Origin of the sequence: Seohaeicola saemankumensis (assembly GCF_021021435.1) — a bacterium.
Classification (GTDB): domain Bacteria; phylum Pseudomonadota; class Alphaproteobacteria; order Rhodobacterales; family Rhodobacteraceae; genus Seohaeicola.
Genome location: NZ_JAINWI010000017.1, coordinates 1 through 21,277, shown reverse-complemented (window position 1 = coordinate 21,277; position 21,277 = coordinate 1). Strand labels below are relative to the sequence as shown.

At 58.9% G+C, this 21,277-nt stretch carries 23 protein-coding genes, 1 tRNA gene and 1 pseudogene; 17 read left to right on the top strand and 8 right to left on the bottom strand.

The window, feature by feature from the left end; genetic code table 11:
• Window positions 1–64 precede the first annotated feature (64 nt).
• The 8 genes and pseudogenes from aroA (at window position 65) to K7H22_RS15690 (ending at window position 7,137) form a co-directional block, all read left to right on the top strand.
• Window positions 65–1,417 (top strand): 3-phosphoshikimate 1-carboxyvinyltransferase, encoded by a 1,353-nt coding sequence (aroA, locus tag K7H22_RS15725; protein ID WP_230801832.1) that lies wholly within the window; start codon window positions 65–67, stop codon window positions 1,415–1,417.
• Window positions 1,414–1,902 carry a hypothetical protein gene (locus tag K7H22_RS15720; RefSeq protein ID WP_230801831.1) on the top strand — a complete coding sequence of 163 codons (489 nt, stop codon included), beginning with the start codon at window positions 1,414–1,416 and terminating at the stop codon, window positions 1,900–1,902. Before aroA ends, K7H22_RS15720 begins: the two co-directional genes overlap by 4 nt.
• Window positions 1,903–1,948: 46 nt before the next feature.
• The gene (locus K7H22_RS15715) at window positions 1,949–2,554 is read left to right on the top strand and encodes a (d)CMP kinase (RefSeq protein WP_230801830.1); all 606 of its coding nucleotides are present in this window, start codon (window positions 1,949–1,951) and stop codon (window positions 2,552–2,554) included.
• A 209-nt stretch (window positions 2,555–2,763) separates the two neighbouring features.
• Window positions 2,764–4,458 (top strand): annotated as a pseudogene (gene rpsA / locus K7H22_RS15710) (30S ribosomal protein S1); the annotation flags it as partial.
• A gap of 307 nt (window positions 4,459–4,765) precedes the next feature.
• The gene (gene ihfB / locus K7H22_RS15705) at window positions 4,766–5,047 is read left to right on the top strand and encodes an integration host factor subunit beta (RefSeq protein WP_230801829.1); all 282 of its coding nucleotides are present in this window, start codon (window positions 4,766–4,768) and stop codon (window positions 5,045–5,047) included.
• A gap of 9 nt (window positions 5,048–5,056) precedes the next feature.
• Window positions 5,057–5,407, top strand: a complete 351-nt coding sequence (locus K7H22_RS15700) for a LapA family protein (protein WP_230801828.1) — start codon at window positions 5,057–5,059, stop codon at window positions 5,405–5,407.
• Between the two features lie 48 nt (window positions 5,408–5,455).
• Window positions 5,456–6,136 carry a phosphoribosylanthranilate isomerase gene (locus K7H22_RS15695; protein WP_230801827.1) on the top strand — a complete coding sequence of 227 codons (681 nt, stop codon included), beginning with the start codon at window positions 5,456–5,458 and terminating at the stop codon, window positions 6,134–6,136.
• A gap of 209 nt (window positions 6,137–6,345) precedes the next feature.
• Window positions 6,346–7,137 (top strand): cobalamin B12-binding domain-containing protein, encoded by a 792-nt coding sequence (locus K7H22_RS15690; protein WP_230801826.1) that lies wholly within the window; start codon window positions 6,346–6,348, stop codon window positions 7,135–7,137.
• 110 nt (window positions 7,138–7,247) lie between these two features.
• On the opposite strand, the gene K7H22_RS15685 is transcribed toward K7H22_RS15690, so the two are convergent.
• On the bottom strand, window positions 7,248–8,015 hold the full coding sequence (locus K7H22_RS15685; RefSeq protein WP_230801825.1) for a DUF4394 domain-containing protein: 768 nt from the start codon (window positions 8,013–8,015) through the stop codon (window positions 7,248–7,250).
• A gap of 202 nt (window positions 8,016–8,217) precedes the next feature.
• On the opposite strand from K7H22_RS15685, the gene trpB reads away from it, so the two are divergent.
• The gene (trpB, locus tag K7H22_RS15680; protein ID WP_230801824.1) at window positions 8,218–9,450 is read left to right on the top strand and encodes a tryptophan synthase subunit beta; all 1,233 of its coding nucleotides are present in this window, start codon (window positions 8,218–8,220) and stop codon (window positions 9,448–9,450) included.
• Between the two features lie 87 nt (window positions 9,451–9,537).
• Here trpB and K7H22_RS15675 read toward each other — a convergent pair whose 3' ends face one another.
• Genes K7H22_RS15675 through pth form a run of 3 tightly spaced genes read right to left on the bottom strand, consistent with a single transcriptional unit; the run spans window position 9,538 to window position 11,836 of the window.
• Window positions 9,538–9,918 (bottom strand): DUF2237 family protein, encoded by a 381-nt coding sequence (locus K7H22_RS15675; RefSeq protein ID WP_230801823.1) that lies wholly within the window; start codon window positions 9,916–9,918, stop codon window positions 9,538–9,540.
• 33 nt (window positions 9,919–9,951) lie between these two features.
• Window positions 9,952–11,115, bottom strand: a complete 1,164-nt coding sequence (locus tag K7H22_RS15670; RefSeq protein ID WP_230801822.1) for a serine hydrolase domain-containing protein — start codon at window positions 11,113–11,115, stop codon at window positions 9,952–9,954.
• Window positions 11,116–11,155: 40 nt separating this feature from the next.
• Window positions 11,156–11,836, bottom strand: coding sequence for an aminoacyl-tRNA hydrolase (gene pth / locus K7H22_RS15665; RefSeq protein ID WP_230801821.1), 681 nt, complete (start codon window positions 11,834–11,836; stop codon window positions 11,156–11,158).
• A 136-nt stretch (window positions 11,837–11,972) separates the two neighbouring features.
• Here pth and K7H22_RS15660 point away from each other — a divergent pair, with 136 nt between their 5' ends.
• The gene (locus K7H22_RS15660) at window positions 11,973–12,293 is read left to right on the top strand and encodes an antibiotic biosynthesis monooxygenase family protein (protein ID WP_230801820.1); all 321 of its coding nucleotides are present in this window, start codon (window positions 11,973–11,975) and stop codon (window positions 12,291–12,293) included.
• A gap of 72 nt (window positions 12,294–12,365) precedes the next feature.
• On the opposite strand, the gene K7H22_RS15655 is transcribed toward K7H22_RS15660, so the two are convergent.
• Complete coding sequence (locus K7H22_RS15655; protein WP_230801819.1) at window positions 12,366–12,998, bottom strand: 50S ribosomal protein L25/general stress protein Ctc; 633 nt, start codon at window positions 12,996–12,998, stop codon at window positions 12,366–12,368.
• A gap of 185 nt (window positions 12,999–13,183) precedes the next feature.
• Window positions 13,184–14,350, bottom strand: coding sequence for an alpha-hydroxy acid oxidase (locus K7H22_RS15650; RefSeq protein WP_230801818.1), 1,167 nt, complete (start codon window positions 14,348–14,350; stop codon window positions 13,184–13,186).
• A gap of 134 nt (window positions 14,351–14,484) precedes the next feature.
• On the opposite strand from K7H22_RS15650, the gene K7H22_RS15645 reads away from it, so the two are divergent.
• Entirely contained in the window at window positions 14,485–15,636 is a 1,152-nt protein-coding gene (locus K7H22_RS15645; protein ID WP_230801817.1) for an Acg family FMN-binding oxidoreductase, read from the top strand.
• Window positions 15,626–16,099 carry a MarR family winged helix-turn-helix transcriptional regulator gene (locus tag K7H22_RS15640; protein WP_230801816.1) on the top strand — a complete coding sequence of 158 codons (474 nt, stop codon included), beginning with the start codon at window positions 15,626–15,628 and terminating at the stop codon, window positions 16,097–16,099. The genes K7H22_RS15645 and K7H22_RS15640 overlap by 11 nt, the downstream gene beginning before the upstream one ends.
• A gap of 31 nt (window positions 16,100–16,130) precedes the next feature.
• Here the strand turns inward: K7H22_RS15640 and trpA are convergent, their stop codons facing one another.
• Window positions 16,131–16,922, bottom strand: coding sequence for a tryptophan synthase subunit alpha (gene trpA, locus K7H22_RS15635; protein WP_230801815.1), 792 nt, complete (start codon window positions 16,920–16,922; stop codon window positions 16,131–16,133).
• 135 nt (window positions 16,923–17,057) lie between these two features.
• Here trpA and ychF point away from each other — a divergent pair, with 135 nt between their 5' ends.
• The 4 genes from ychF (at window position 17,058) to K7H22_RS15615 (ending at window position 19,868) form a co-directional block, all read left to right on the top strand.
• Entirely contained in the window at window positions 17,058–18,155 is a 1,098-nt protein-coding gene (ychF, locus tag K7H22_RS15630; protein ID WP_230801814.1) for a redox-regulated ATPase YchF, read from the top strand.
• A gap of 186 nt (window positions 18,156–18,341) precedes the next feature.
• Window positions 18,342–18,431: transfer RNA gene (locus K7H22_RS15625), tRNA-Ser, on the top strand.
• Window positions 18,432–18,515: 84 nt separating this feature from the next.
• The gene (locus K7H22_RS15620) at window positions 18,516–18,806 is read left to right on the top strand and encodes a DUF6538 domain-containing protein (RefSeq protein WP_230801813.1); all 291 of its coding nucleotides are present in this window, start codon (window positions 18,516–18,518) and stop codon (window positions 18,804–18,806) included.
• 69 nt (window positions 18,807–18,875) lie between these two features.
• Complete coding sequence (locus K7H22_RS15615; protein WP_230801812.1) at window positions 18,876–19,868, top strand: tyrosine-type recombinase/integrase; 993 nt, start codon at window positions 18,876–18,878, stop codon at window positions 19,866–19,868.
• Between the two features lie 104 nt (window positions 19,869–19,972).
• Here K7H22_RS15615 and K7H22_RS15610 read toward each other — a convergent pair whose 3' ends face one another.
• On the bottom strand, window positions 19,973–20,167 hold the full coding sequence (locus K7H22_RS15610) for a hypothetical protein (protein WP_230801811.1): 195 nt from the start codon (window positions 20,165–20,167) through the stop codon (window positions 19,973–19,975).
• Window positions 20,168–20,344: 177 nt separating this feature from the next.
• Here K7H22_RS15610 and K7H22_RS15605 point away from each other — a divergent pair, with 177 nt between their 5' ends.
• On the top strand, window positions 20,345–21,124 hold the full coding sequence (locus K7H22_RS15605) for an AAA family ATPase (protein WP_230801810.1): 780 nt from the start codon (window positions 20,345–20,347) through the stop codon (window positions 21,122–21,124).
• The last annotated feature ends 153 nt before the right edge of the window (window positions 21,125–21,277 follow it).

The window sequence follows — 21,277 nt, the reverse complement described above, 5'->3', positions numbered from 1 at the left end:
GGATGATGGACCGGACCTTTCCGCTGGGCTATCACGCGTCCAACCCGTTGTGAGGAGTGAACCGATGTCCGGTCATGGCGCCCCTGTTCCGATGATTTCTACCGCTTGCGGCCCGCTGACCGGCGAGGCGCATGTGCCGGGCGACAAGTCCATCAGCCACCGCGCGCTGATCCTTGGCGCGTTGAGTGTGGGCGAGACCCGTATCGAGGGCCTGCTGGAAGGCGAGGATGTGCTGGACACAGCCCGCGCCATGCGCGCTTTCGGGGCCGAGGTGGTTGAACATGGCGGCGGGCGCTGGTCGGTTTTTGGCGTGGGCGTGGGCGGTTTTGCCGAACCGGAACAGGTCATCGACTGCGGCAATTCTGGCACAGGCGTGCGCCTGATCATGGGGGCGATGGCGACCTCCCCGATCAGCGCGACCTTTACCGGCGACGCCAGCCTGAACAAACGTCCAATGGCGCGGGTGACCGATCCGCTGGCCTTGTTTGGCGCGCAGTCGGTCGGTCGGTCGGGTGGGCGCCTGCCCATGACGATTGTGGGGGCTGTCGATCCCGTGCCGATCCGCTACGCCGTGCCGGTCCCATCGGCGCAGGTGAAATCCGCCCTGCTGCTGGCAGGGCTGAACGCCCCCGGCCAGACCGTGGTGATCGAGCGCGAGGCGACGCGGGATCATACCGAACGGATGTTGGCAGGTTTCGGCGCGCAGATCGAGACCCGCGACACCGCGGAGGGACGAGAGATCACCCTGACGGGCCAACCCGAACTGGTGGCGCAGGATATCGTGGTCCCGCGCGACCCCTCAAGTGCTGCTTTTCCTGTTTGTGCGGCGCTGATCGTTCCCGGCTCGGATGTGCTGGTGCCCAATATCGGCCTGAATCCGACGCGGGCAGGGCTGTTCACCACCTTACAGGAGATGGGTGCCGACCTGACCTACGAGAACCTGCGCGAGGAAGGTGGCGAACCCGTGGCCGATCTACGCGCGCGTTTCTCGCCTGACCTGAAAGGGATCGAGGTACCGCCTGCGCGGGCGGCCAGCATGATCGACGAATATCCTGTACTGTCGGTTGTCGCGGCCTGTGCGACGGGGACAACCATGATGCGCGGCGTCAAGGAATTGCGCGTCAAGGAAAGCGACCGGATCGAGGCGATGGCGACGGGCCTGCGCGCCAACGGTATCGCAGTCGAGGACGGGCCTGACTGGTGGAGCGTGACCGGCATGGGACATGGCAACATTCCGGGCGGCGCGACTGTCGCCAGCCATCTGGATCACCGCATCGCCATGTCCTTTCTGGTGTTGGGCATGGTCACGGGCGCGCCTGTCGCCGTGGATGACGGCGGGCCGATCGCCACATCCTTTCCCGTTTTCGAGCCGCTGATGCAGGCCTTGGGCGCGCGAATCACGCGCGACATTGCATGAGCTACGGGCGCTACATCCGGGTGCTGACGGCCTTGACCGTGCTGGTCTATGTGCTGCTGCTGGGTGTGGGAATGATCTGGCTGCGTCCTGCAAGCGGAGGGCTGTTGCCGCCGGATGCATGGATCACCGGCTATGATGCCCTGCGACTTGGGGGCTGGCTTGACGCCATGGGAGAGCAGGGGCGCGCAATCTATCTCGGGCCGGTTTCGTGGCTCGATACCCTGTTCCCGCCGCTTCTGGGCGTGCTTCTGGCCAGTGCCATCTGGCGTCTGGGGCGGGGTTTTCTGGCGGTGGTGCCATTTCTCTACACTGCAACCGATCTGTGGGAAAACGCCGTTTTGCGCGGGATTGTCCAAAGCGGTGATCCGGGTCTGGCCGATCACGCCTCGGCGCTGACGCAGGGCAAATACGCGTTGCTGGCATTGGCACTGGCGCTGCTGTGGATGGTCTGGCGCGATTACCGGCACAACGGTCCGGTTTATTGAAGTCGGGTGCCGCTTGCGGTAGCGCTTGTCTAAAGGAGCCCTTTCAATGGCGTTCACAATCGCAATCGACGGTCCGGCGGCCGCGGGCAAAGGTACGATAAGTCGCGCTGTTGCCGCGCATTTCGGCTTTGCTCATCTGGATACGGGACTTTTGTACCGTGCCGTAGGGTGCCGGATGCTGGAAGGCGTCGATCCGGTTGAGGCGGCGCAAAGCCTGACCCAGACCGATCTGGACCGAAAGGATCTGCGCGGCGCGGAGGCGGCGCAAGCGGCCAGCAAGGTGGCAACAATTCCCGAAGTGCGCGCGGCGCTGCTGGATTTCCAGCGCGCCTTTGCCCGCAGGGCAGGGGGTGCGGTGCTGGACGGGCGCGATATAGGCACCGTCATCTGCCCCGAGGCCGAGGCCAAGCTTTTTGTGACCGCAAGCCCCGAGGTCCGCGCCCGCAGGCGGTATGCGGAACTGTCGTCTTCTGGTAGTAATATGTCCTTTGCCGAAGTTTTGCAGGACGTACACGAGCGTGACGCCCGCGACCGCGACCGCAGTACGGCACCCCTGCGCTGCGCCGATGACGCCGTGTTGATTGATACATCCGCGATGGATATCGGCGCTGCCATAGAAGCCGCGATTGCGGCAATCGACGCACGGGGATGAACGCGCAGCAGGCGGAAAGAATCGCAATAACCCTTGCCTGAGCAGCCCCAAGGCAGTATAGGGCGCACTGTCACCAAGGCATTAAAGGCCATAAAACAAAAGGCGGGCAGGGTCGGACGTTCCGGCCCTCTTGTGTTTTAGGGTAGCCACAAGACCAACTCCAAGACCGGCGGAGACAACCGCACGGCCAGAAAACAAAGTGTGAAAAGGAAATCAGAGACCACATGGCTCAGAACGCAACGATGGAGGATTTCGAAGCCCTCCTGAACGAAAGCTTCGAAATGGACACCCCCGAAGAGGGTTCGGTTGTCAAAGGCAAGGTCATCGCGATTGAAGCGGGACAGGCCATCATCGACGTCGGCTACAAGATGGAAGGCCGCGTTGATCTTAAAGAATTCGCAAATCCCGGTGAACAGCCCGACATCAAAGTCGGCGATACTGTCGAGGTTTTCCTCCGTCAGGTCGAGAATACCCGTGGCGAAGCTGTCATTTCGCGTGAAATGGCCCGCCGCGAGGAAGCTTGGGATCGTCTTGAAAAAGCCTATGCTGACGAAGAGCGTGTCGATGGCGCGATCTTTGGCCGCGTCAAAGGTGGCTTCACTGTGGATCTGGGCGGCGCTGTCGCGTTCCTTCCCGGCTCTCAGGTGGATGTGCGCCCCGTGCGCGACGCTGGCCCGCTGATGGGTCTCAAGCAGCCCTTCCAGATCCTGAAAATGGACCGTCGTCGTGGCAACATCGTTGTGTCGCGCCGCGCCATTCTGGAAGAAAGCCGCGCCGAACAGCGCGCCGAAGTCATTGGCAACCTGACCGAGGGTCAGACTGTCGATGGTGTGGTCAAGAACATCACCGAATACGGTGCGTTTGTTGATCTGGGCGGCGTTGACGGCCTGCTGCACGTCACCGACATGGCATGGCGCCGCGTCAACCACCCCTCCGAGATTCTGGCGATCGGCGAGACCATCAAGGTCCAGGTCATCAAGATCAACAAGGACACTCACCGCATCAGCCTGGGCATGAAGCAGCTTCAGGAAGATCCGTGGGATCTGGTCGCCGCCAAGTATCCGCTGGAATCCGTTCATACGGGCCGCGTGACCAACATCACCGATTACGGCGCATTCGTCGAACTGGAAGCCGGTGTCGAAGGTCTGGTCCATGTTTCAGAAATGAGCTGGACCAAGAAAAACGTGCACCCCGGCAAGATTGTTTCTACCTCGCAGGAAGTGGAAGTCATGGTGCTGGAAATCGACGCCGCCAAGCGTCGCGTGTCGCTGGGTCTCAAGCAGACCATGCGTAACCCGTGGGAAGTGTTTGCAGAAACCCATCCCGAGGGCACCGAGGTCGAAGGCGAAGTCAAGAACATCACCGAATTCGGTCTGTTCATCGGTCTTCCCGGCGATATCGACGGCATGGTTCACCTGTCCGACCTGTCATGGGACGAGCGTGGCGAGGATGCGATCCAGAACTACCGCAAAGGCGACATGGTTCAGGCCGTTGTCTCGGAAGTGGATGTCGAGAAAGAGCGTATCAGCCTGTCGATCAAAGCACTCGGTGGCGATAAATTCGCCGAAGCCGTGGGCGGCGTGAAGCGTGGATCGGTGATCACCGTGACCGTGACCGCGATCGAAGAGGGTGGCGTCGAAGTGGAATATGAAGGCATGAAATCCTTCATCCGCCGCTCCGATCTCAGCCGCGAGCGCTCCGAACAGCGTCCCGAGCGTTTCTCGGTTGGCGACAAGGTCGATGTGCGCGTGACCAACGTGGACAGCAAGACCCGTCGTCTGGGCGTGTCGGTCAAAGCCCGCGAGATCGCGGAAGAGAAAGAAGCCGTTGAACAGTACGGTTCCTCCGACTCGGGTGCATCGCTGGGTGACATTCTTGGCGCCGCGCTGAAAGGCGACAAGTGATCCCGACCTTCGGGTTGGTCTGACAATAAACGGAACGGCCCCGCTGCAAAGGCGGGGCCGTTTACTTTTGCGAATCAAGCGCGCGCGTCTGAATTAAAATCATGTCCTTGACCAGCGCTGCGCCGCAGCAAATCCGCGACACCGCGCCGAGGCGGGCCAATTGGCGGCAAGAATCTGCATGCTTATGTGTCCCGAACCGTCAAATATCTGATTTCGCACATCGTTCCTGTTTCGGGATGCGATCTTTGTTTCTATAGTCGGCGACAAGCTGCGAGAGACAGACGACTGCACCTGGGAGATATGACTGATGATCAGATCGGAACTGATTCAGAAGATTGCCGATGAAAACCCGCATCTGTTCCAGCGCGATGTGGAAAAGATCGTAAACACTATCTTTGAAGAAATTACCGATGCCATGGCGCGGGGTGACAGGGTGGAACTGCGCGGATTTGGCGCCTTTTCAGTCAAGAAGCGCGACGCCAGGATCGGGCGCAACCCACGTACCGGCGAAACTGTGCCAGTGGAAGAGAAGTTCGTGCCCTTTTTCAAGACGGGGAAACTGCTGCGCGACCGCCTTAACGGAAAGTGATCCAAGCCTATGCGTTACATCCGCTATGCCTTTTTGGTTAGCCTTGCCATCGTTCTGATTGTGGTTGCGACCGCAAATCGTGCCGAGGTGACGTTAAACCTGTTGCCTGAAACAGTGGCCGAACTGATCGGGTTTGGTGCCCAGATCACCTTGCCGCTTTTTGTGGTAATTTTTGGCGGTATCATTGCGGGTGTGCTGATCGGCTTTGTCTGGGAATGGTTGCGCGAGCACAAGCACCGCGCCGAAGCAGCCCGCCGCGGGCGCGAGGTCGAAACGCTGGAACGCGAGCTGCGCCGCGAGAAGCGCATGAAGAACGAAGGGCAGGACGACGTTCTGGCCTTGCTGGACGAAGCCTCCTGAACCGGTTATCCGCCAGACATGCGATGGTTGGGGTGTGACGGGGGCGGCATGACATCTGATATAAAGGTCAAAATCTGCGGTCTGACGACCGAAGAAGACGTGCATGCTGTGGCCGAGGGCGGCGCGACCTATGCGGGCTTCAACTTTTTCCCGCCCTCACCGCGCTATGTCGCGCCCGATTTGGCGCGCGATCTGGCCCTTGCCGCACCTTCCGGTCTGGCCAAGGTCGCGTTGGTTGTTGATGCCGATGATGCGACACTTGATGCACTTCTCGGCACTGTGCCGCTGGATATCCTGCAGCTTCACGGGCATGAAACGCCCGCGCGCGTGGCTGAATTGCGCCAGCGCTATGGCTTGCCCGTGATGAAGGCCATCGGCATCGCCGGCCCCGACGATCTGGAGCAGATCGACATCTATTCCGAAGTGGCGGACCAGTTGTTGATAGATGCCAAACCTCCGCGGGGCGCTATCCTGCCGGGCGGCAATGGTCTGACCTTCGATTGGAGGCTGCTGGCGGCGCGCAAGTATTGGACCAAGCCGTGGATGCTGGCGGGCGGCCTGAACGCGGACAACGTGGCCGAGGCCGTGCGCCGGACCGGAACTTTGCAGGTCGACGTCGCCTCGGGTGTGGAAAGCGCACCGGGAGTCAAGGACCGCGCTCTGATCGCGGCTTTCGTCGCGGCGGCCCGTGATGGCAATATTGTGAATGCGCCGCCCTCGCTGCGCTGACCGCTAAAAGCTGCTGCGAAATTCCACCCCAGATTCTTTTTGACGATTCGAGATTTCGGTATACCTTGGCATTCGAGGGACATGCCGGAAAACCGGATTAAGGCGCGAAACCTGCCAAATCCGTTCGATTTGCCTATGGCAGACGACGGCAAGACTGGCACCATCCGCTGGCATGGCCGTAGACATGGAAATGTCGCGGAGGGGATGCTGTGATTGATCAAAGACTCTTTCATTCGGCGCTGACAGCGGCGGAAAGACAGGCAGAGCGTTTGGAGACAGGAGTTGTCACCGAACTAGCCCGCGAAGTGGTGCGCCGTCTTGCTGAACATCCAAAACGCGCGCATCTGTCCGACCATCACGCCACATCGGCTGAGATCGACATGCTGGTTGGTGCGCTTCTGTCCGATAGCCATGCGGCCGCATCGGATATGCTGATCGGCTTGCAGGCCGACGGGCTGCCGCTGTCGGAGGTCTATATCGGCTATATCAGCGGCGCGGCCCGCCGCTTGGGACAGATGTGGGATCAGGACGAGATCGGCTTTCTTCAGGTGACGCTGGCGACCAGCCGTCTGACGGCGATTATCTGCGGTCTGAAAAAGATATTCTATGACCGCGAGGGCGGCCCGCTGCGCCGTGCGCTCTTCGCGGCCTGCCCCGGTGAAAGCCATGTGATGGGCGTGTCGATGGCCGCCGATTTGTTCCGTCGCGAGGGCTGGGAAATCGACCTCGAGATCGGGCAGGACCATGACGAACTTCTGATGGCGCAACATCTTGGGGCATATCCGGTGATCGGTCTTTCGGCGTCATCGGCGGCCATGATCATGCCGATGGCCAGATTCGTGCGCGCAGTGCGACTGCTGACGCCCGGAGCCCTGATTTATGTGGCAGGCGAGATCACGCATCTGCATCCGGATGTGGCTGTGACGGTCGGCGCTGACGGCTCTCTAACCGATCCGGTCTCGGCTATGGCGCAGATCACACGCGCCTTGTCCGACAACTGATACTGTCCGGACCGCATTTCGTCTGAATGTGGATTGGTCGCCTCAACATGACTGAAAACGCAAAAGGCGCAGCACAAGCTGCGCCTTCTTCTGTTTTTACCGTAAGCGGATTAGGGCATGATTGTCAGGTCGCGGATCATCCCGTCCAGCCCGTTCACGGTCCAGCTTTCGATGATCACACCTGTCTCCAGATCGACCGTGTGGATCGCATCGCCTGTACCCAGCCAAGCGGTGTTGGTGCCCTCGGCCGAGCCTGCAACGTCAAAGGACAGTGGGCCATTCGGCATCACACCCAGATCTCCGATGGTTGCCAATGTGCCGTCATTCGGCGCGGTCTGGCGGATCAGCGCATTCAGGCCGGCGTCGATGTCATACATTGCCGTGCTCTCGGGCTTGCCGAAGCTGTTGATATAGCCCACCGCGACGATCATCGGAGCGGTCTCGGCATTGGCATCCGCAGCGTCGAAATGCAGATCTCCGTCCACGGTCACCTCACCGGTATCCATATTCACACGGTGGTTCGTTGTGCCCGTCATAAAGCGCAAGCGGTCGGGAACGGGGTTCACATCCACGACAACGGGCATATCGCCCACCGGCAGCATCGTCGCCATCTGCGACAGTTGGGTCACGTCGCCGGAAGCGGGATCAATGGTGATGACGGCCTGATCGCTGGTGACACCGATGATCTGCGCTGTGGCTGCACGGTAATCGATCCCCAGAAGGGCAGTGCCTTCCAGTGTGACCGAGTTTGTGACCGTTGCGGTCGAGGTGTCGATCGTAACAATAGTGTTGTCTCCGACAAGACCGATAGCGGTCTGGGCGGACAAGGGGGCTGCAAATGCGGTGGTTGCGGCCAATGCCATGATGAATTTGGTCATTTCTTTATCCTCTTCGGTTACGTCGTAAATCCCCCCGGAGTTGAAGGAACAAACAAGTCACGGGATTGCCCTGCAGGAAGTTTCAAAAGCAGATGTCACATAAACGTGAGCATGAGCGCCGCCGGTGAAAAGGCTTGCGCGTGGCTTTACCGGACGGGGCAGAGGCGCTAGATACATGGCAATTCAAAGGAAGGTGCCACAGATGCCCGAAGACCTGATCAATTCCTTCATGACCGGCCCCGACGAGAAGGGCCGTTTCGGCCAGTTCGGCGGGCGCTTCGTGTCCGAAACCCTGATGCCCCTGATCCTCTCGCTAGAGGAGGAGTATGAGAAGGCCAAGACCGATCCCACCTTCTGGGCCGAGATGGACGACCTGTGGACCCATTATGTGGGCCGCCCCTCGCCGCTTTACTACGCGGACCGGATGACCAAGCATTTCGGCGGAGCCAAGATCTACCTCAAGCGCGACGAGTTGAACCACACCGGGGCTCATAAGATCAACAATGTGCTGGGCCAGATCATCCTCGCCCGCCGCATGGGCAAGACCCGTATCATCGCGGAAACAGGAGCCGGTCAGCACGGCGTGGCCACGGCCACCGTCTGCGCCAAGTTCGGGCTGAAATGCATTGTCTACATGGGCGCGCATGACGTCGAACGTCAGGCCCCCAACGTCTTCCGCATGCGCCTGCTGGGTGCCGAGGTTGTGCCTGTCACATCAGGGCGCGGCACCCTCAAGGATGCCATGAACGACGCGCTGCGTGACTGGGTGACGAATGTGCGCGATACGTTCTACTGCATCGGCACAGTTGCTGGCCCGCACCCTTACCCTGCCATGGTGCGCGACTTCCAGTCGATCATCGGCAAGGAAGTCCGCTGGCAACTGGCCGAACAGGAAGGCGAGGGGCGTCTGCCTGATACCGTGATCGCGGCCATCGGCGGCGGATCGAACGCGATGGGCCTCTTCTACCCGTTCCTTGACGATCCGTCCGTGAATATCATCGGGGTCGAGGCGGGTGGCAAAGGCGTGGACGAGACCATGCAGCACTGCGCCTCCCTCACCGGCGGCCGCCCCGGGGTGTTGCACGGCAACCGCACCTATCTGTTGCAGGACGAGGACGGCCAGATTCTTGAAGGCTTTTCGATCTCGGCAGGTCTCGACTATCCTGGCATCGGGCCCGAACATAGCTGGCTGCACGATATCGGCCGCGCCAAATACGTCAGCATCACGGATAAGGAAGCGCTTGAAGCGTTCCAGCTATCCTGCGCGCTGGAAGGCATCATTCCCGCATTGGAACCCAGCCATGCGCTGGCCCATGTCGCGAAGATCGCGCCGGACCTGCCCGCCGACCATATCATCGTGATGAATATGTGCGGACGTGGCGACAAGGACATTTTCACCGTCGCCAAACATCTTGGCTTTGACATGAAGGTCTGATTTTCGATTGTTTGAAGCACTTTGAAACCGGGAAGAGCATTCTTCCCGGTTTCACCTTGCCGAAAAATACTCGAATCCCGCCGCGGGCTACTCGGGCAAAGCGTGCCGGACAAGAACCTCCAGCGGGACGATCTCCAGCGCGCTTTGATGGGTCGCATCCAGATTGATGCGCGGCGCGCAGCCTTCCTCCACCGCTTGCAAGAAGCGTCCCGCGCAAAGGCACCAGTGATCATCCGGTCGCAATCCGGCAAAACCGAATTCGGGCCGCGGGGTAGACAGGTCGTTACCCACATACTTGGACCATGCCAGAAACTCGGCGGTCATGATGGCGCAGACTGTGTGGCTTCCCTGATCCTCGGCGCATGTATTGCAGTGACCGTCGCGGAAAAACCCTGTCAGCGGGTCCAGTGAGCAGGGGGCCAGCGCTTCGCCAAGCACATTGACGGATGCGTATTTGTCCAGAACCATGGCGACCTCTTTCGTTACATCGGGTTTGCATGCCTACATAGCATCGGCGATGCGGCGGAACATGGCAATGTTCTGCATATTGGCTCCGGGTGTTCGGAACCCCCTGTCTGCCCCGTTGGCAGTGATCACCACATTCAGGGCACGGTTCACGTAGATATACTGTCCGTAAATCCCGCGCGCGTAAAACTCGCCCTCGGGCGCATCGGGGGCCATCCACCATTGCAGCCCGTATTGTTCTGCACCTGGCGCAGTAGGGGCCGAAGGCTCGGTCGAGGCTGCGACCCAGTCGATCGGGACGATCTGTCGCCCGTTCCATTCACCCATTTGCAGGAACATCTGCCCAAACCGCGCGTAATCCCGCGTGAGCAGGTTCAGCCCGCCCAACACGAAAGCTGTGCCGAAACCGTCCGTCACATAGAGCGGATCGGCCTCAAGCCCCATCGGTGCGATAAGTTTTTCCTGCATAAGGTCCGGAATGCTGCGTCCGGTGGCACCTCTGATGATCATCCCGATCACATGGGTATCAATCGACACATATTGCCATTGCTGCCCTGGCTCTGTGAAGGTTTCGGTCAGACCCGTGGTAAAGTCGTCCATCGACTGGCCCAGTGCCAGCACACGCCCCATCCGGTTGATATCCGAGTTGAAGTCCAGATAGTCCTCGTTGAAGGTGACTCCGCTGGCCATTTGCAGCACGTTCAGGATGCTGGCCCCATGATAGGCAGTGCCTTCCAGTGAGGGGACGTATTTCGTGACCGGATCGTCAAGGCTGTCGACGGTTCCTTCCTCCAACAGGATCCCCATCAGCGCGGACAGATAGGATTTTGCCACCGACCAGCTGATCCGACGATCCGTTGCGGTGGTATCAAGATGATAGCTTTCATGGCGTATCACGCCATCTTTCAGAACGACAAGAGCGGTGATAGCCCGTTCGTCAATCCAGTCATCCATGCCCGCGGGTGGTGTGATATCAGCGCCGCGTGGCAAGGGGCTGACTGGCCCGTCGCCGCGCGACATCGGCTCGGTCAGAAACAAGCGGTCCATAGCGCTGAAATTGCCGACAATCTTCTCTTCCGCGAAAAGGCTGTTCACTGCCAGAAGGCGCGTGATCTCTTCGCGCTTCCAGAAACCCAGAACAGCGGCGGCCAGCACCAGCATCGCAAGCCCCCGCAGGGTCCATTTCAACAGGGAACGCATCGGCAATATCCTTTTGGCGGCAGTTCTTGGGGGAACAGGGTCAGCGAAAGCGGTCGATCAACCGCTCCAACGGATTGCGGGTGTCCGGTGCCGTTGCTGGCTTGGCAGCAGCAGGCGCTTGGGTTGCCGCAGGGGCCACTTTGGGCGGCTTTGCCGGTGCCATGCGTTGTGCCACGGCGTTCAGAAACTTCGGCCCTTCACCGGCGGCTAGCATCGGCGCGCCTTCCGCAATGCCGCGCATCATATCCTCCAGCCAGGTCTGATCTGCTTTGGTAAAATCCGACAGCACATAGCCCGCGACTCGGTCCTTGTGGCCGGGATGACCGATGCCCAGACGCACGCGGGCATAAGCCTCACCAATATGGCCATGGATCGACCGCAAGCCATTGTGCCCAGCATGCCCGCCGCCCTGTTTCAGACGGATCTTGCCGGGGGCAAGGTCCAACTCGTCATGGAAGACGGTCAGATCGGCCGGGTCCAGCTTGAAAAAGCGCATTGTCTCGGTCACGGACTGGCCCGAAAGGTTCATAAAAGTCTGCGGCTTGAGCAGCACGACGCGGTGGCCACCCATCTGCCCCTCGCTGACAAGGCCCTGGAATTTCGCCCGCCACGGCGCGAAGCCATGGGCCTCGGCAATAGCGTCAAGCGCCATGAAGCCGATATTGTGCCGGTTCCCCGCGTATTTCGTGCCGGGATTGCCCAGCCCTGCAAAGAGCTTCATTTCTGCCGCCTTTCCGTCCTGTGCGCTGGCCGCAAGATATTGACCTTGGTCAGCGTTTTCAATCTTATGCGCCCCCGACAGAAACCGCCAGCCAGCCCATCGCCAGCCCTCATTTTCCCAACTACTGGAGGCAGAGATGTCCTATTTCGCAATGAACCGTTTCAAGGTCCGCCACGGCCATGAGGATACCTTCGAGACCATGTGGCGCACACGTGAAAGCAAGCTGAACGACATGCCGGGCTTTGTCGAGTTCCGCCTGCTGAAAGGGCCGGATGGCGACGGCTTCCGTCTTTATACCTCGCATGTGCACTGGGCCAGCCGCGCTGATTTCGAGGGCTGGACCAAGTCGCAGGCTTTCCGTGACAGCCACAAGAACGCGGGCAACAGCACCACGCGCGACGCGCTGATGGGGCCGCCCCAGTTCGAGGGATTCGAAACGGTATTGCAGCAAGGCTGATCGCAGAAACGAATAAGGCGCGACCCGCAAGGGCCGCGCCTGTCACTGTCCCCGCTTTGCGGAGGGGCGCAATCACTCTTCGGTGTCGTCGCCGTCTTCTTCTGCTTCATCCTCTTCCACGCCTGCGGAACGCAGACCGGATGGGGCCGAGATGTTGGCGATCACGAAGTCACGGTCGATGGTCGCTTTGCTGCCTTCCGGCAGGGTGACAGCCGAGATCGTCACGGTATCGCCGATGTTCAGGCCGGCCAGATCAACAGTGATGTGATCCGGAATATCGCCAGCCAGCACGTTCAGTTCGACTTCGGGACGTACCACTGTCAAAACGCCGCCTTTTTTGAGGCCGGGGCATTTGTCGTGGTTGATGAAATCAACGTGGATGAACAGACTGATCCGGCTGGTGCGGCGCAGGCGCATCAGGTCCAGATGGGTCGGAAGATCCTTGACCACGTCGCGCTGCACATTGCGGCAGATCACGCGGACATCGTCGTGGCCGTCAACCTTGAGGTTGAACAGCGTCGACAGGAAACGACCCTGCTTGAGGCGCTTCAGAAGCGCGTTGAAAGGAATGTTGATTGCAACGGGATCAACCCCGCCACCGTAAACAATCCCCGGTACCATGCCGTCGCGACGTGCTTGACGAGCGGCGCCCTTGCCAGTCCCCGTCCGGACATGGGCGTGAAGATCAGGAAGCTCTTCAGCCATAATATCTCTCCAAAAGTTAGGGCAGGGATCCTCCAAGGCTGTATCCCCGCGTGAAGTCGCGCGTATAGACGCATTCCCCCCGCTTGAAAAGAGGGGAATCACATCCTTTGGGGCGCCTTTTTACAGGCACAACCAGCCGTTTTGCGCTGCATTACCCTGCCATCTTGCGGGATCACGACATGCGGTTACGCTTGCCAGCGGCCCTCAAAGTCCTCGGGGACCAGCAGCACGTCGCGGTTCAGTTCCGCCACGTTCCGTTTGCCGCACAGGGCCATCGAGACATCCAGCTCCTTGTGGATCACCTCAAGCGCCTTTGTGACGCCAGCCTCGCCCATCGCGCCCAAACCGTAGACGAAAGCGCGCCCGATGAACGTGCCCTTGGCCCCCATCGCGACCGCTTTCAGCACGTCCTGACCTGACCGGATGCCGCTGTCCAGATGCACCTCGATCTGGTCGCCCACGGCGTCAAGGATGGAGGGTAAAGCGCGGATTGAACTGATCGCCCCGTCAAGCTGCCGACCGCCATGGTTGGACACGACAATCGCATCCGCCCCGACGCTCAGCGCCATTTTTGCATCCTCGGCGTCAAGGATGCCTTTGAGGATGACCTTACCACCCCATTCTTCCTTGATCTTGGCGATCTTGCCCCAGTCGAGGCTTGGATCGAACTGCTCGGCTGTCCATGCGCCAAGGCTGGAATTGTCCGAAATCCCGTGCACATGGCCCACGATATTGCCGAAATGCCGCCGCTTGGCTGACAGCATCCCGATCCCCCAAGACCATTTGGTTGCAAGGTTCACCATCGTCGGAATGGTCAGCTTGGGTGGCGCGCTCAGGCCGTTCTTCAGGTCCTTGTGCCGTTGCCCCAGAATTTGCAGATCCAGCGTGATCACCAAGGCCGAACATTTCGCATCCTTGGCGCGTTGAATCAGGCGGCTGACATAGTCGGTGTCCTTCATGGTGTAGAGCTGGAACCAGAAAGGCTTGGAGGTGGCCTCTGCCACATCCTCGATCGAATTGATGGACATGGTCGACAGGGTGAATGGCACACCGAATTTCTCGGCCGCTCTGGCTGCTTTGATCTCTCCATCCGCGCATTGCATACCTGTCAGGCCGACAGGGGCCAAGGCCACCGGCATGGTGACATCCTGCCCGATCATCTGGCTGGCCGTGCTGCGGCCCGTCATATCCACAGCCACGCGCTGGCGCAGGCGGATCTGGTCGAAGTCGGATGTGTTTTCGCGGAAGGTCTGTTCCGTCCAGCTGCCGCTCTCGCAGTAATCGTAGAACATTTTCGGCGTTTTGCGGACGTAGATGCGCTTGAGGTCGGCAATGCTGGTAATCACGGGCATCAGGAAGGCCTTTCACGGATTGGTTAGCTTTTATTACCAATCGGCGGGAGGGCAGGCAATCGCTCATTTACGCTTGCAATTTAGTGCGACATCGAACTAATTAGAGCGACATCGTATCACTTTGGAGATTCGCCATGACTCTGTCCCGTCGAAAAACACTGGCTCTGCTGGGGGGTGGCTTTGTGCTTGCTGCTGCAGGTGGCAGCGCCTTTGCGGTCACGCGCCGCCCCGATCGTGCTGTAGCTCCTTGGGCGCAAGCCGGTGGCTATGACGACCCGCGCCTGCGCGCGCTCAGCTATGCCATTCTTGCACCCAACCCGCATAACCGGCAGCCGTGGATAGCGGATATCTCGACCCCTGACAGGGTGACACTTTTTGTCGATCCGAACCGTCTGCTGCCGCATACTGATCCGTTCAGCCGCCAGATCGTTATCGGTCTGGGGTGTTTTTTGGAACTGATGCAAATGGCCGCGGCCGAGGATGGTTATGCCGTGACCTTCGATCTGTTTCCTGATGGGTCGAACTCCGTGTTTCTGGATGCGCGCCCGGTGGCGGTGGCATATTTCAATGCCCGACCCGATATCGCACGCGATCCGCTCTTTGCTCAGGTACCCAACCGGCGCACGTTGAAAGAACCCTTCGATATATCCCGTGCGGTGGCGCCTGAACTGCTGACCGCGCTGGCAGCGCAAATGCGCCATGGCAGCATCGCGGGAGCAACGGCAGATTCCGCCACAGTCGCAGAACTGCGGAAACTGTCGCATGAGGCGCTGGTGATCGAGATCGAGACACCCCACACCTACCGCGAAAGCGTCGATCTTTTTCGAATCGGCCGCGCCGAGGTCGACGCCAACCCCGATGGGATCGACTTCAGCGGTCCATTGTTCGAGGCAATGCATCTCACGGGCCTTTTCACCCGCGAAGCGGCGATGGACAGGTCATCCGCCGCCTATCAGCAGGGCTTGGCCGCGGTCCTGGAAAATACGGACACCGCAATGGCCCATATCTGGCAGGTCACGCCCGACAATTCCCGCAGCGCGCAAATCGGCGCGGGCAGGGACTGGATGCGGCTAAATCTGGCGACGACAGCACTGGGACTGGGCCTTCAACCGCTGTCGCAAGCATTGCAGGAATATCCCGAAATGGCCGCGTATTACGAAAACATCCATGACAGGCTGGCACCTGATGGCGGAACCGTGCAAATGTTCGCGCGGTTGGGCTATGGTATCGCTACCGGACCCAGCCCGCGTTGGCCGGTGGAGAGCATAGTGAGAGATGGCGCATGAACAGGGCGGACCACCTTCGGGTCCGGGACATTACTTCGGGCTCTTGAACGAGATCGGAATCATCGAACAACTGTCCCGCACCTTGCTTGAGGCGCGATTGCCCGAAGGGTTGATCGCGCCGCATTTCACGGTGTTGAACCATCTGACAAGGGTCGGCGATGGACGCACGCCGCTGGAAATGGCCCGTGCCTTTCAAGTTCCCAAAACCTCGATGAGCCATACTCTTGCAGGTCTGGAAAAGCACAGACTGGTCGAAATGCGCCCCAATCCTGCCGACAAAAGATCAAAACAGGTCTGGCTGACGGATGAGGGCCGCATGGTGCGCGAGCAGACAATCGCGGCGCTGGCGGGTGATCTGGCCGATATGTCGCAGGTTCTGTCACCGCAGGATGTGGGGACAATCCTGCCAGTGCTGACGCGGCTGCGGGTCTGGCTGGACAAGCGACGCGATTCCGAAGACTAGGCCCGGATCCAGTTTAAGGCTCATTTCAAGTTCAGGCGCGATGCGCGCCATCCGCCAGAGAACGCACAAAAGCCAACACATCCGCGACGGCTCGTCCCTTGGCAAGCTCGGCCACGATGGCACTGCCTACAACGCAACCATCGGCCACGGATGCGATGCTTTGCGCGGCCTCGGGTGTCTTGATCCCGAAACCTACGATCAATGGCAGTTCGGTCTGCGATTTGATCCGTGTGACTTCCGGCGCGACATCCACGGCGCTGGCCTCGGCCGATCCGGTGATGCCCGTGATCGACACATAATAGACAAATCCGCTGGTATTCTGCAGCACCATGGGCAGACGTTTGTCATCGGTGGTCGGTGTTGCAAGCCGGATAAAGTTCAGCCCCGCCTTCTGCGCGGGAATGCACAATTCGTCATCTTCCTCGGGGGGCAGGTCCACCACGATCAGTCCGTCGATACCGGCAGTCTTGGCATCTTTCAAAAAGGTCTCGACCCCACGATTGAAGATCGGATTGTAATAGCCCATCAGCACGATTGGTGTCTTAACATCGCTTTTGCGAAACTCTGCCGCCATATCCAGCGTCTTTTGCAGCGTCTGACCCGCTTCGAGAGCGCGTTGTCCGGCAAGCTGGATAGTCTCGCCATCGGCCATGGGATCAGTGAAGGGCAGACCCATCTCGATGATATCCACGCCTGCATCCGGCAGACCTTTGATCAGTTCCAGCGAGGTGGCGTAATCGGGATCTCCCGCCATGACATAGGCCACAAAGGCCTTTTTCCCTTCGGCCTTGAGAGCGGCAAATTTGGCGTCGATCCGTGTCATGTGTGGCTGTCCTTCCCTGCGGTCGCCATCATGTGCCGCAAACGCGCGGTAAACTCAATGCTTGATACAGTCTGCGCCCTTGCCCCCCGCCCCCTGCCGCTTTAAGACCGGCCAACGACACAAAGGAGGCCGGTGATGGGTTTCAAGATGGGGATCGTGGGGCTGCCCAATGTGGGCAAGTCGACACTGTTCAACGCGCTGACCAGAACGGCCGCAGCACAGGCCGCTAATTTTCCATTTTGCACGATCGAGCCGAATGTCGGTGAGGTGGCCGTGCCGGACAAGCGTCTGGACAAACTGGCAGCGATTGCTGGCTCCAAACAGATCATCCCCACGCGCATGACTTTTGTGGATATCGCCGGTCTGGTCAAAGGCGCGTCAAAAGGTGAGGGGCTGGGAAACCAGTTTCTGGCCAATATCCGCGAATGCGACGCGATCGCCCATGTGCTGCGCTGTTTCGAGGATGATGACATCACCCATGTCGAGGGCCGTGTCGATCCTGTCAGCGATGCCGAGACCATCGAGATGGAACTGATGCTGGCCGATATGGAAAGCATCGAGAAACGCCTGCAAGGTCTCGTTCGCAAGATCAAGGGCGGCGACAAGGAAGCTGTGCAACAGGATATGCTGTTGCGCGCTGCCCTGACGGCACTCGAAGCAGGTCAGCCCGCGCGCACCGTCAAGGTGGATGCCGAGGACGCCAAAGCCTGGCGGATGCTGCAATTGCTGACGACGAAACCGGTTCTTTATGTCTGCAACGTGGCCGAAGCCGATGCGGGCTCCGGCAACGCCTTATCCGCCAAAGTGGCTGAAATGGCGGCAGCGCAGGGCAATTCGCATGTGGTGATCTCGGCGCGGATCGAGGAAGAGATCAGCCAGTTGGAGGATGACGAAGCCGAGATGTTCCTGTCCGAGATGGGACTGGAAGAACCCGGACTCGACCGTCTGATTCGTGCAGGCTATGCGCTGTTGCATCTGGAAACCTATTTCACGGTGGGCCCGAAAGAGGCGCGCGCCTGGACAATCCGTCAAGGCACGGCAGCCCCGCAAGCCGCAGGCGTCATCCATGGCGATTTCGAACGCGGCTTTATCCGTGCGGAAACCATCGCCTACAACGATTTCGTAACTCTGGGCGGTGAACAGCCCGCCAAAGAGGCTGGCAAGATGCGCGCCGAGGGGAAAAGCTACATCGTCAAGGATGGCGACGTGCTGCATTTCCTGTTCAACACCTGACGACCATATTTCGGCACGCGGCTTATCCGTAGGTGATCGCCGGCAGGCGCGGCTGGAATGTCCACCGCCACCGCAGAAAGCCGCCCCCGTCGGTTTTCTTGTCAGCCAATATTCTGCGGCCTATCTGACCAAAGAGAGGACGAAAGACGCTTGCAGCGCCTTGGCACAATCGCTAAACGGGTCGACGGAGATGTGGCCGAGTGGTCGAAGGCGCTCCCCTGCTAAGGGAGTAGGCCCGGAAGGGTCTCGTGGGTTCGAATCCCATCGTCTCCGCCACCAAATCACTGATAAACCTTTTGCTATCAATGCCTTGGTCGTGTTTCGAGTGTTGCCTGAGGTAACACACGAGGTTACACAAGCATGATTCTGCTGTTTGAATTCGGGGCCTACCGCGTCATGTGTAAGCATGTGCAAAAGAAGGGTAATACCTACTACTACCGTCGTCGTGTTCCTGAGGACGTGAGGACGATCTACAAGAACCTGGGCAAAGGCAAAGTGCACCAGCTCTTCTTCAGCCTGAAGACCGCTGACAAGGCCGAGGCAGCTAGGCGAGCCGATGTGCAGACCCGTCGTCTTGATGCTTTGTGGCAAGCCCACAGAGAAGGCCGCAAGGACGGCGCTGACCCTCAAATCTCTTTGGCAGTGCTATAGGCCGCTGACCTCGCTCCTGGGGACGGTGTGCGATATCCAGACAACCCGTTCCTATCTGTCTTTCAGGATATGATTATCGGGACACATGAGCCTCATGAGCCACCGCCTGTGGTATCGGCCCAAGACAAGCTGACTCTGGATATCCTCTACGGTGCCCCGGTTCCCAAGCTGTTGAGCGATGCCAAGGACAAGCATTTTGCGCTGGGCAAAGGACCGAAGGGAAAGGTTGCCAAAGATCAGTTTGAGAGAGCATGGGGTCTGCTGCTTGAAATCACGGGTGACATTTCCTTGGACCATCTCAAGCGGGAACACGGCAATGAATTCGTGAACAGGCTGATGAAGCGTGGTGTCGGGGCCGAAACGATCAAACGTTACCTATCTCAAGTGCGTCCTGTGATCACCACGGGTATCCTAGAGTTCGAACTGAACAGGACCAACCCGTTTGAACGCTTGACCATTCCCAACGCTGATGAAGCACAGCGCAAGCCGAGAAAGCCTTTCTCTAATGACCAGTTGCAAGCCATTCAGGCAGTCTGTAGGGCCGTGAACGATGAACGCCGTTGGGTTATTGCAATGCTGTCGGATACGATGGCCAGATTGGCAGAGATCGTGGGGCTGAAGAAACAGGATGTATATCTTGATGCTGATGTCCCTCATATCGTCATCCGCCCGAATGAGCTGAGAAGGCTCAAGAATAAGAACTCCGCTAGGGTCGTGCCTTTAGTCGGGGCCGCTCTCTGGGCAGCGCAGCAAGCTATTAGAACTGAGGGAGATTTCCTTTTCCAATCGTTGATCCCAAAGAGATCGACGGGAGACTTCAATGCCAACGGCATCTCTTCCGCGCTGAATAAATGGCTCAAGGACAACGAGTTAGCACACGCTGGGCAGACGCTGCATAGCTTCAGGCACACGATGAAAGACAGATTGAGGGATGTAGAAGCGCCAAAGGAGTTGAGTGACCGAATTGGCGGATGGGCTGGCCAGGGCGTAGGGGAGACTTACGGCCAAGGACACAGCCTCCCAGTGATGCAGCGGTATATGCTGCGAACGCTTCTTTGCTAGCGAGAAAGCGGTTGAAAGCTGGACGCCTTATTCAATCTAACGCTGAGAAAACCGCGCTGATCTAGCCAAGACAAGGCCGTGTCAAAGGGCTCTCGCTTTTTTCGTCACTCTAGACCGAACTTGCCAACAAGGCTGTCAGCACCTCGGCAGAAAGCCTCAGTGGTTGTCCCGTCGGTTGAAGGTGCCGTGTTAATTCTCAGCGCGTTTCGCGAGCAAGTGTCCCAGTCAGTCACCACTGCATCGGCCTGTAAGATTGCCTGTCCCCAAAGCGTAACCACAATCAATACAGCTTCACTCATTCTGACCTCCTTGCGCCTCTTTAATTACCATTAGCCTAGACATTAAAAACTACGATAGGCCAGTGATTTGCATTGATGAGTGTCAATAACGGTCCTCACTAGGAGAAGGAGCGACCTTCTTCGGCTGACGACATCGTCGTCGGTCAAAGGAAAACCCAAACACTAGTGAGACAATACATGCCCAAGATAACTCTTGCGGGCCTACGCTCAACCACGGCCCAAGACCTACTGAACCGCCCCTTCCAGCCGCGCAAAATGCTTCTCGATCCTTGGCTTCGGACCGAGGAGTCCTGTATCATCTGGGCAGCATCAGGGGTGGGCAAAACGATGCTGTCACTTAGTTTGGCCCTTGCGATTGCAGGAGGTGGCAAGCTGGGCGACTGGTACGCAGAGACCCCTTGCAAGGTCCTGTATGTTGATGGGGAAATGCACCTTCAGGACGTGAAGGATCGCTTGGTGACACTTTCAGGACCCAACCAAGGCATACTGTATCGCTCCCAGAAACCCACGGCGCTAAAGAACCTGATCATCTTGGCGCGACAAGACCAAGAACTAGAGGCACCGTTCTATGACTTAACTGACGAGGAGACGCACAGGGAACTGATAGCAAGGGTCAAGAAGGAAGGAGTAGACCTTGTAATCTTGGACAACTTTACGACCCTGTCTGAGGGTCTAGAAGATGAGAACGCTTCGGCTGCATTTAAAAAGGTGCAGGGCTTCTTCCTGCAACTTAAACGCTTAGGGGTCGCATCTTTGCTGGTTCACCATGCCAACAAATCTGGCCGAGAAATGAGAGGGTCCACAGCTCTTGAGACAACGTTCGAAGTCATCCTCGGCCTGACGAAGCCAAACATAGCCCGGATGGGTGAGGCAAGGTTCGTGGCTGAGTTCAGCAAGTTCAGGGGCAACGTCAGCACGCCCGGGTTAAGCCTCAAGTTGAGCCGGTGGCCCGTCTAGGCATCGGAAACGGTCTCTGCAATCGAAAGCCAACCGCTATCATAGGTAAACGTTCGGGCACGCCCAGCGGGATCTTGAATCTTCACCCCGATCGCTCCGGGTTTGTCGGAGTCCATCAACTTAAGTAAGGATGATGGTTATGACAAAAAGCAA

Bases quoted from the DNA above. Each gene is read 5' to 3' on its own strand.
- K7H22_RS15650 (WP_230801818.1), bottom strand. From the start codon at position 14,350: ATGCCCGTGATTACCAGCATTGCCGACCTCAAGCGCATCTACGTCCGC.
- ihfB (WP_230801829.1), top strand. From the start codon at position 4,766: ATGATCAGATCGGAACTGATTCAGAAGATTGCCGATGAAAACCCGCAT.
- K7H22_RS15715 (WP_230801830.1), top strand. From the start codon at position 1,949: ATGGCGTTCACAATCGCAATCGACGGTCCGGCGGCCGCGGGCAAAGGT.
- K7H22_RS15605 (WP_230801810.1), top strand. From the start codon at position 20,345: ATGCCCAAGATAACTCTTGCGGGCCTACGCTCAACCACGGCCCAAGAC.
- K7H22_RS15615 (WP_230801812.1), top strand. From the start codon at position 18,876: ATGATTATCGGGACACATGAGCCTCATGAGCCACCGCCTGTGGTATCG.
- K7H22_RS15695 (WP_230801827.1), top strand. From the start codon at position 5,456: ATGACATCTGATATAAAGGTCAAAATCTGCGGTCTGACGACCGAAGAA.
- trpA (WP_230801815.1), bottom strand. From the start codon at position 16,922: ATGACACGGATCGACGCCAAATTTGCCGCTCTCAAGGCCGAAGGGAAA.
- aroA (WP_230801832.1), top strand. From the start codon at position 65: ATGTCCGGTCATGGCGCCCCTGTTCCGATGATTTCTACCGCTTGCGGC.
- K7H22_RS15645 (WP_230801817.1), top strand. From the start codon at position 14,485: ATGACTCTGTCCCGTCGAAAAACACTGGCTCTGCTGGGGGGTGGCTTT.
- K7H22_RS15640 (WP_230801816.1), top strand. From the start codon at position 15,626: ATGGCGCATGAACAGGGCGGACCACCTTCGGGTCCGGGACATTACTTC.
- K7H22_RS15675 (WP_230801823.1), bottom strand. From the start codon at position 9,918: ATGGTTCTGGACAAATACGCATCCGTCAATGTGCTTGGCGAAGCGCTG.
- K7H22_RS15670 (WP_230801822.1), bottom strand. From the start codon at position 11,115: ATGCGTTCCCTGTTGAAATGGACCCTGCGGGGGCTTGCGATGCTGGTG.
- ychF (WP_230801814.1), top strand. From the start codon at position 17,058: ATGGGTTTCAAGATGGGGATCGTGGGGCTGCCCAATGTGGGCAAGTCG.
- K7H22_RS15610 (WP_230801811.1), bottom strand. From the start codon at position 20,167: ATGAGTGAAGCTGTATTGATTGTGGTTACGCTTTGGGGACAGGCAATC.
- pth (WP_230801821.1), bottom strand. From the start codon at position 11,836: ATGAAGCTCTTTGCAGGGCTGGGCAATCCCGGCACGAAATACGCGGGG.
- K7H22_RS15685 (WP_230801825.1), bottom strand. From the start codon at position 8,015: ATGACCAAATTCATCATGGCATTGGCCGCAACCACCGCATTTGCAGCC.
- K7H22_RS15655 (WP_230801819.1), bottom strand. From the start codon at position 12,998: ATGGCTGAAGAGCTTCCTGATCTTCACGCCCATGTCCGGACGGGGACT.
- K7H22_RS15700 (WP_230801828.1), top strand. From the start codon at position 5,057: ATGCGTTACATCCGCTATGCCTTTTTGGTTAGCCTTGCCATCGTTCTG.
- K7H22_RS15620 (WP_230801813.1), top strand. From the start codon at position 18,516: ATGATTCTGCTGTTTGAATTCGGGGCCTACCGCGTCATGTGTAAGCAT.
- trpB (WP_230801824.1), top strand. From the start codon at position 8,218: ATGCCCGAAGACCTGATCAATTCCTTCATGACCGGCCCCGACGAGAAG.
- K7H22_RS15720 (WP_230801831.1), top strand. From the start codon at position 1,414: ATGAGCTACGGGCGCTACATCCGGGTGCTGACGGCCTTGACCGTGCTG.
- K7H22_RS15660 (WP_230801820.1), top strand. From the start codon at position 11,973: ATGTCCTATTTCGCAATGAACCGTTTCAAGGTCCGCCACGGCCATGAG.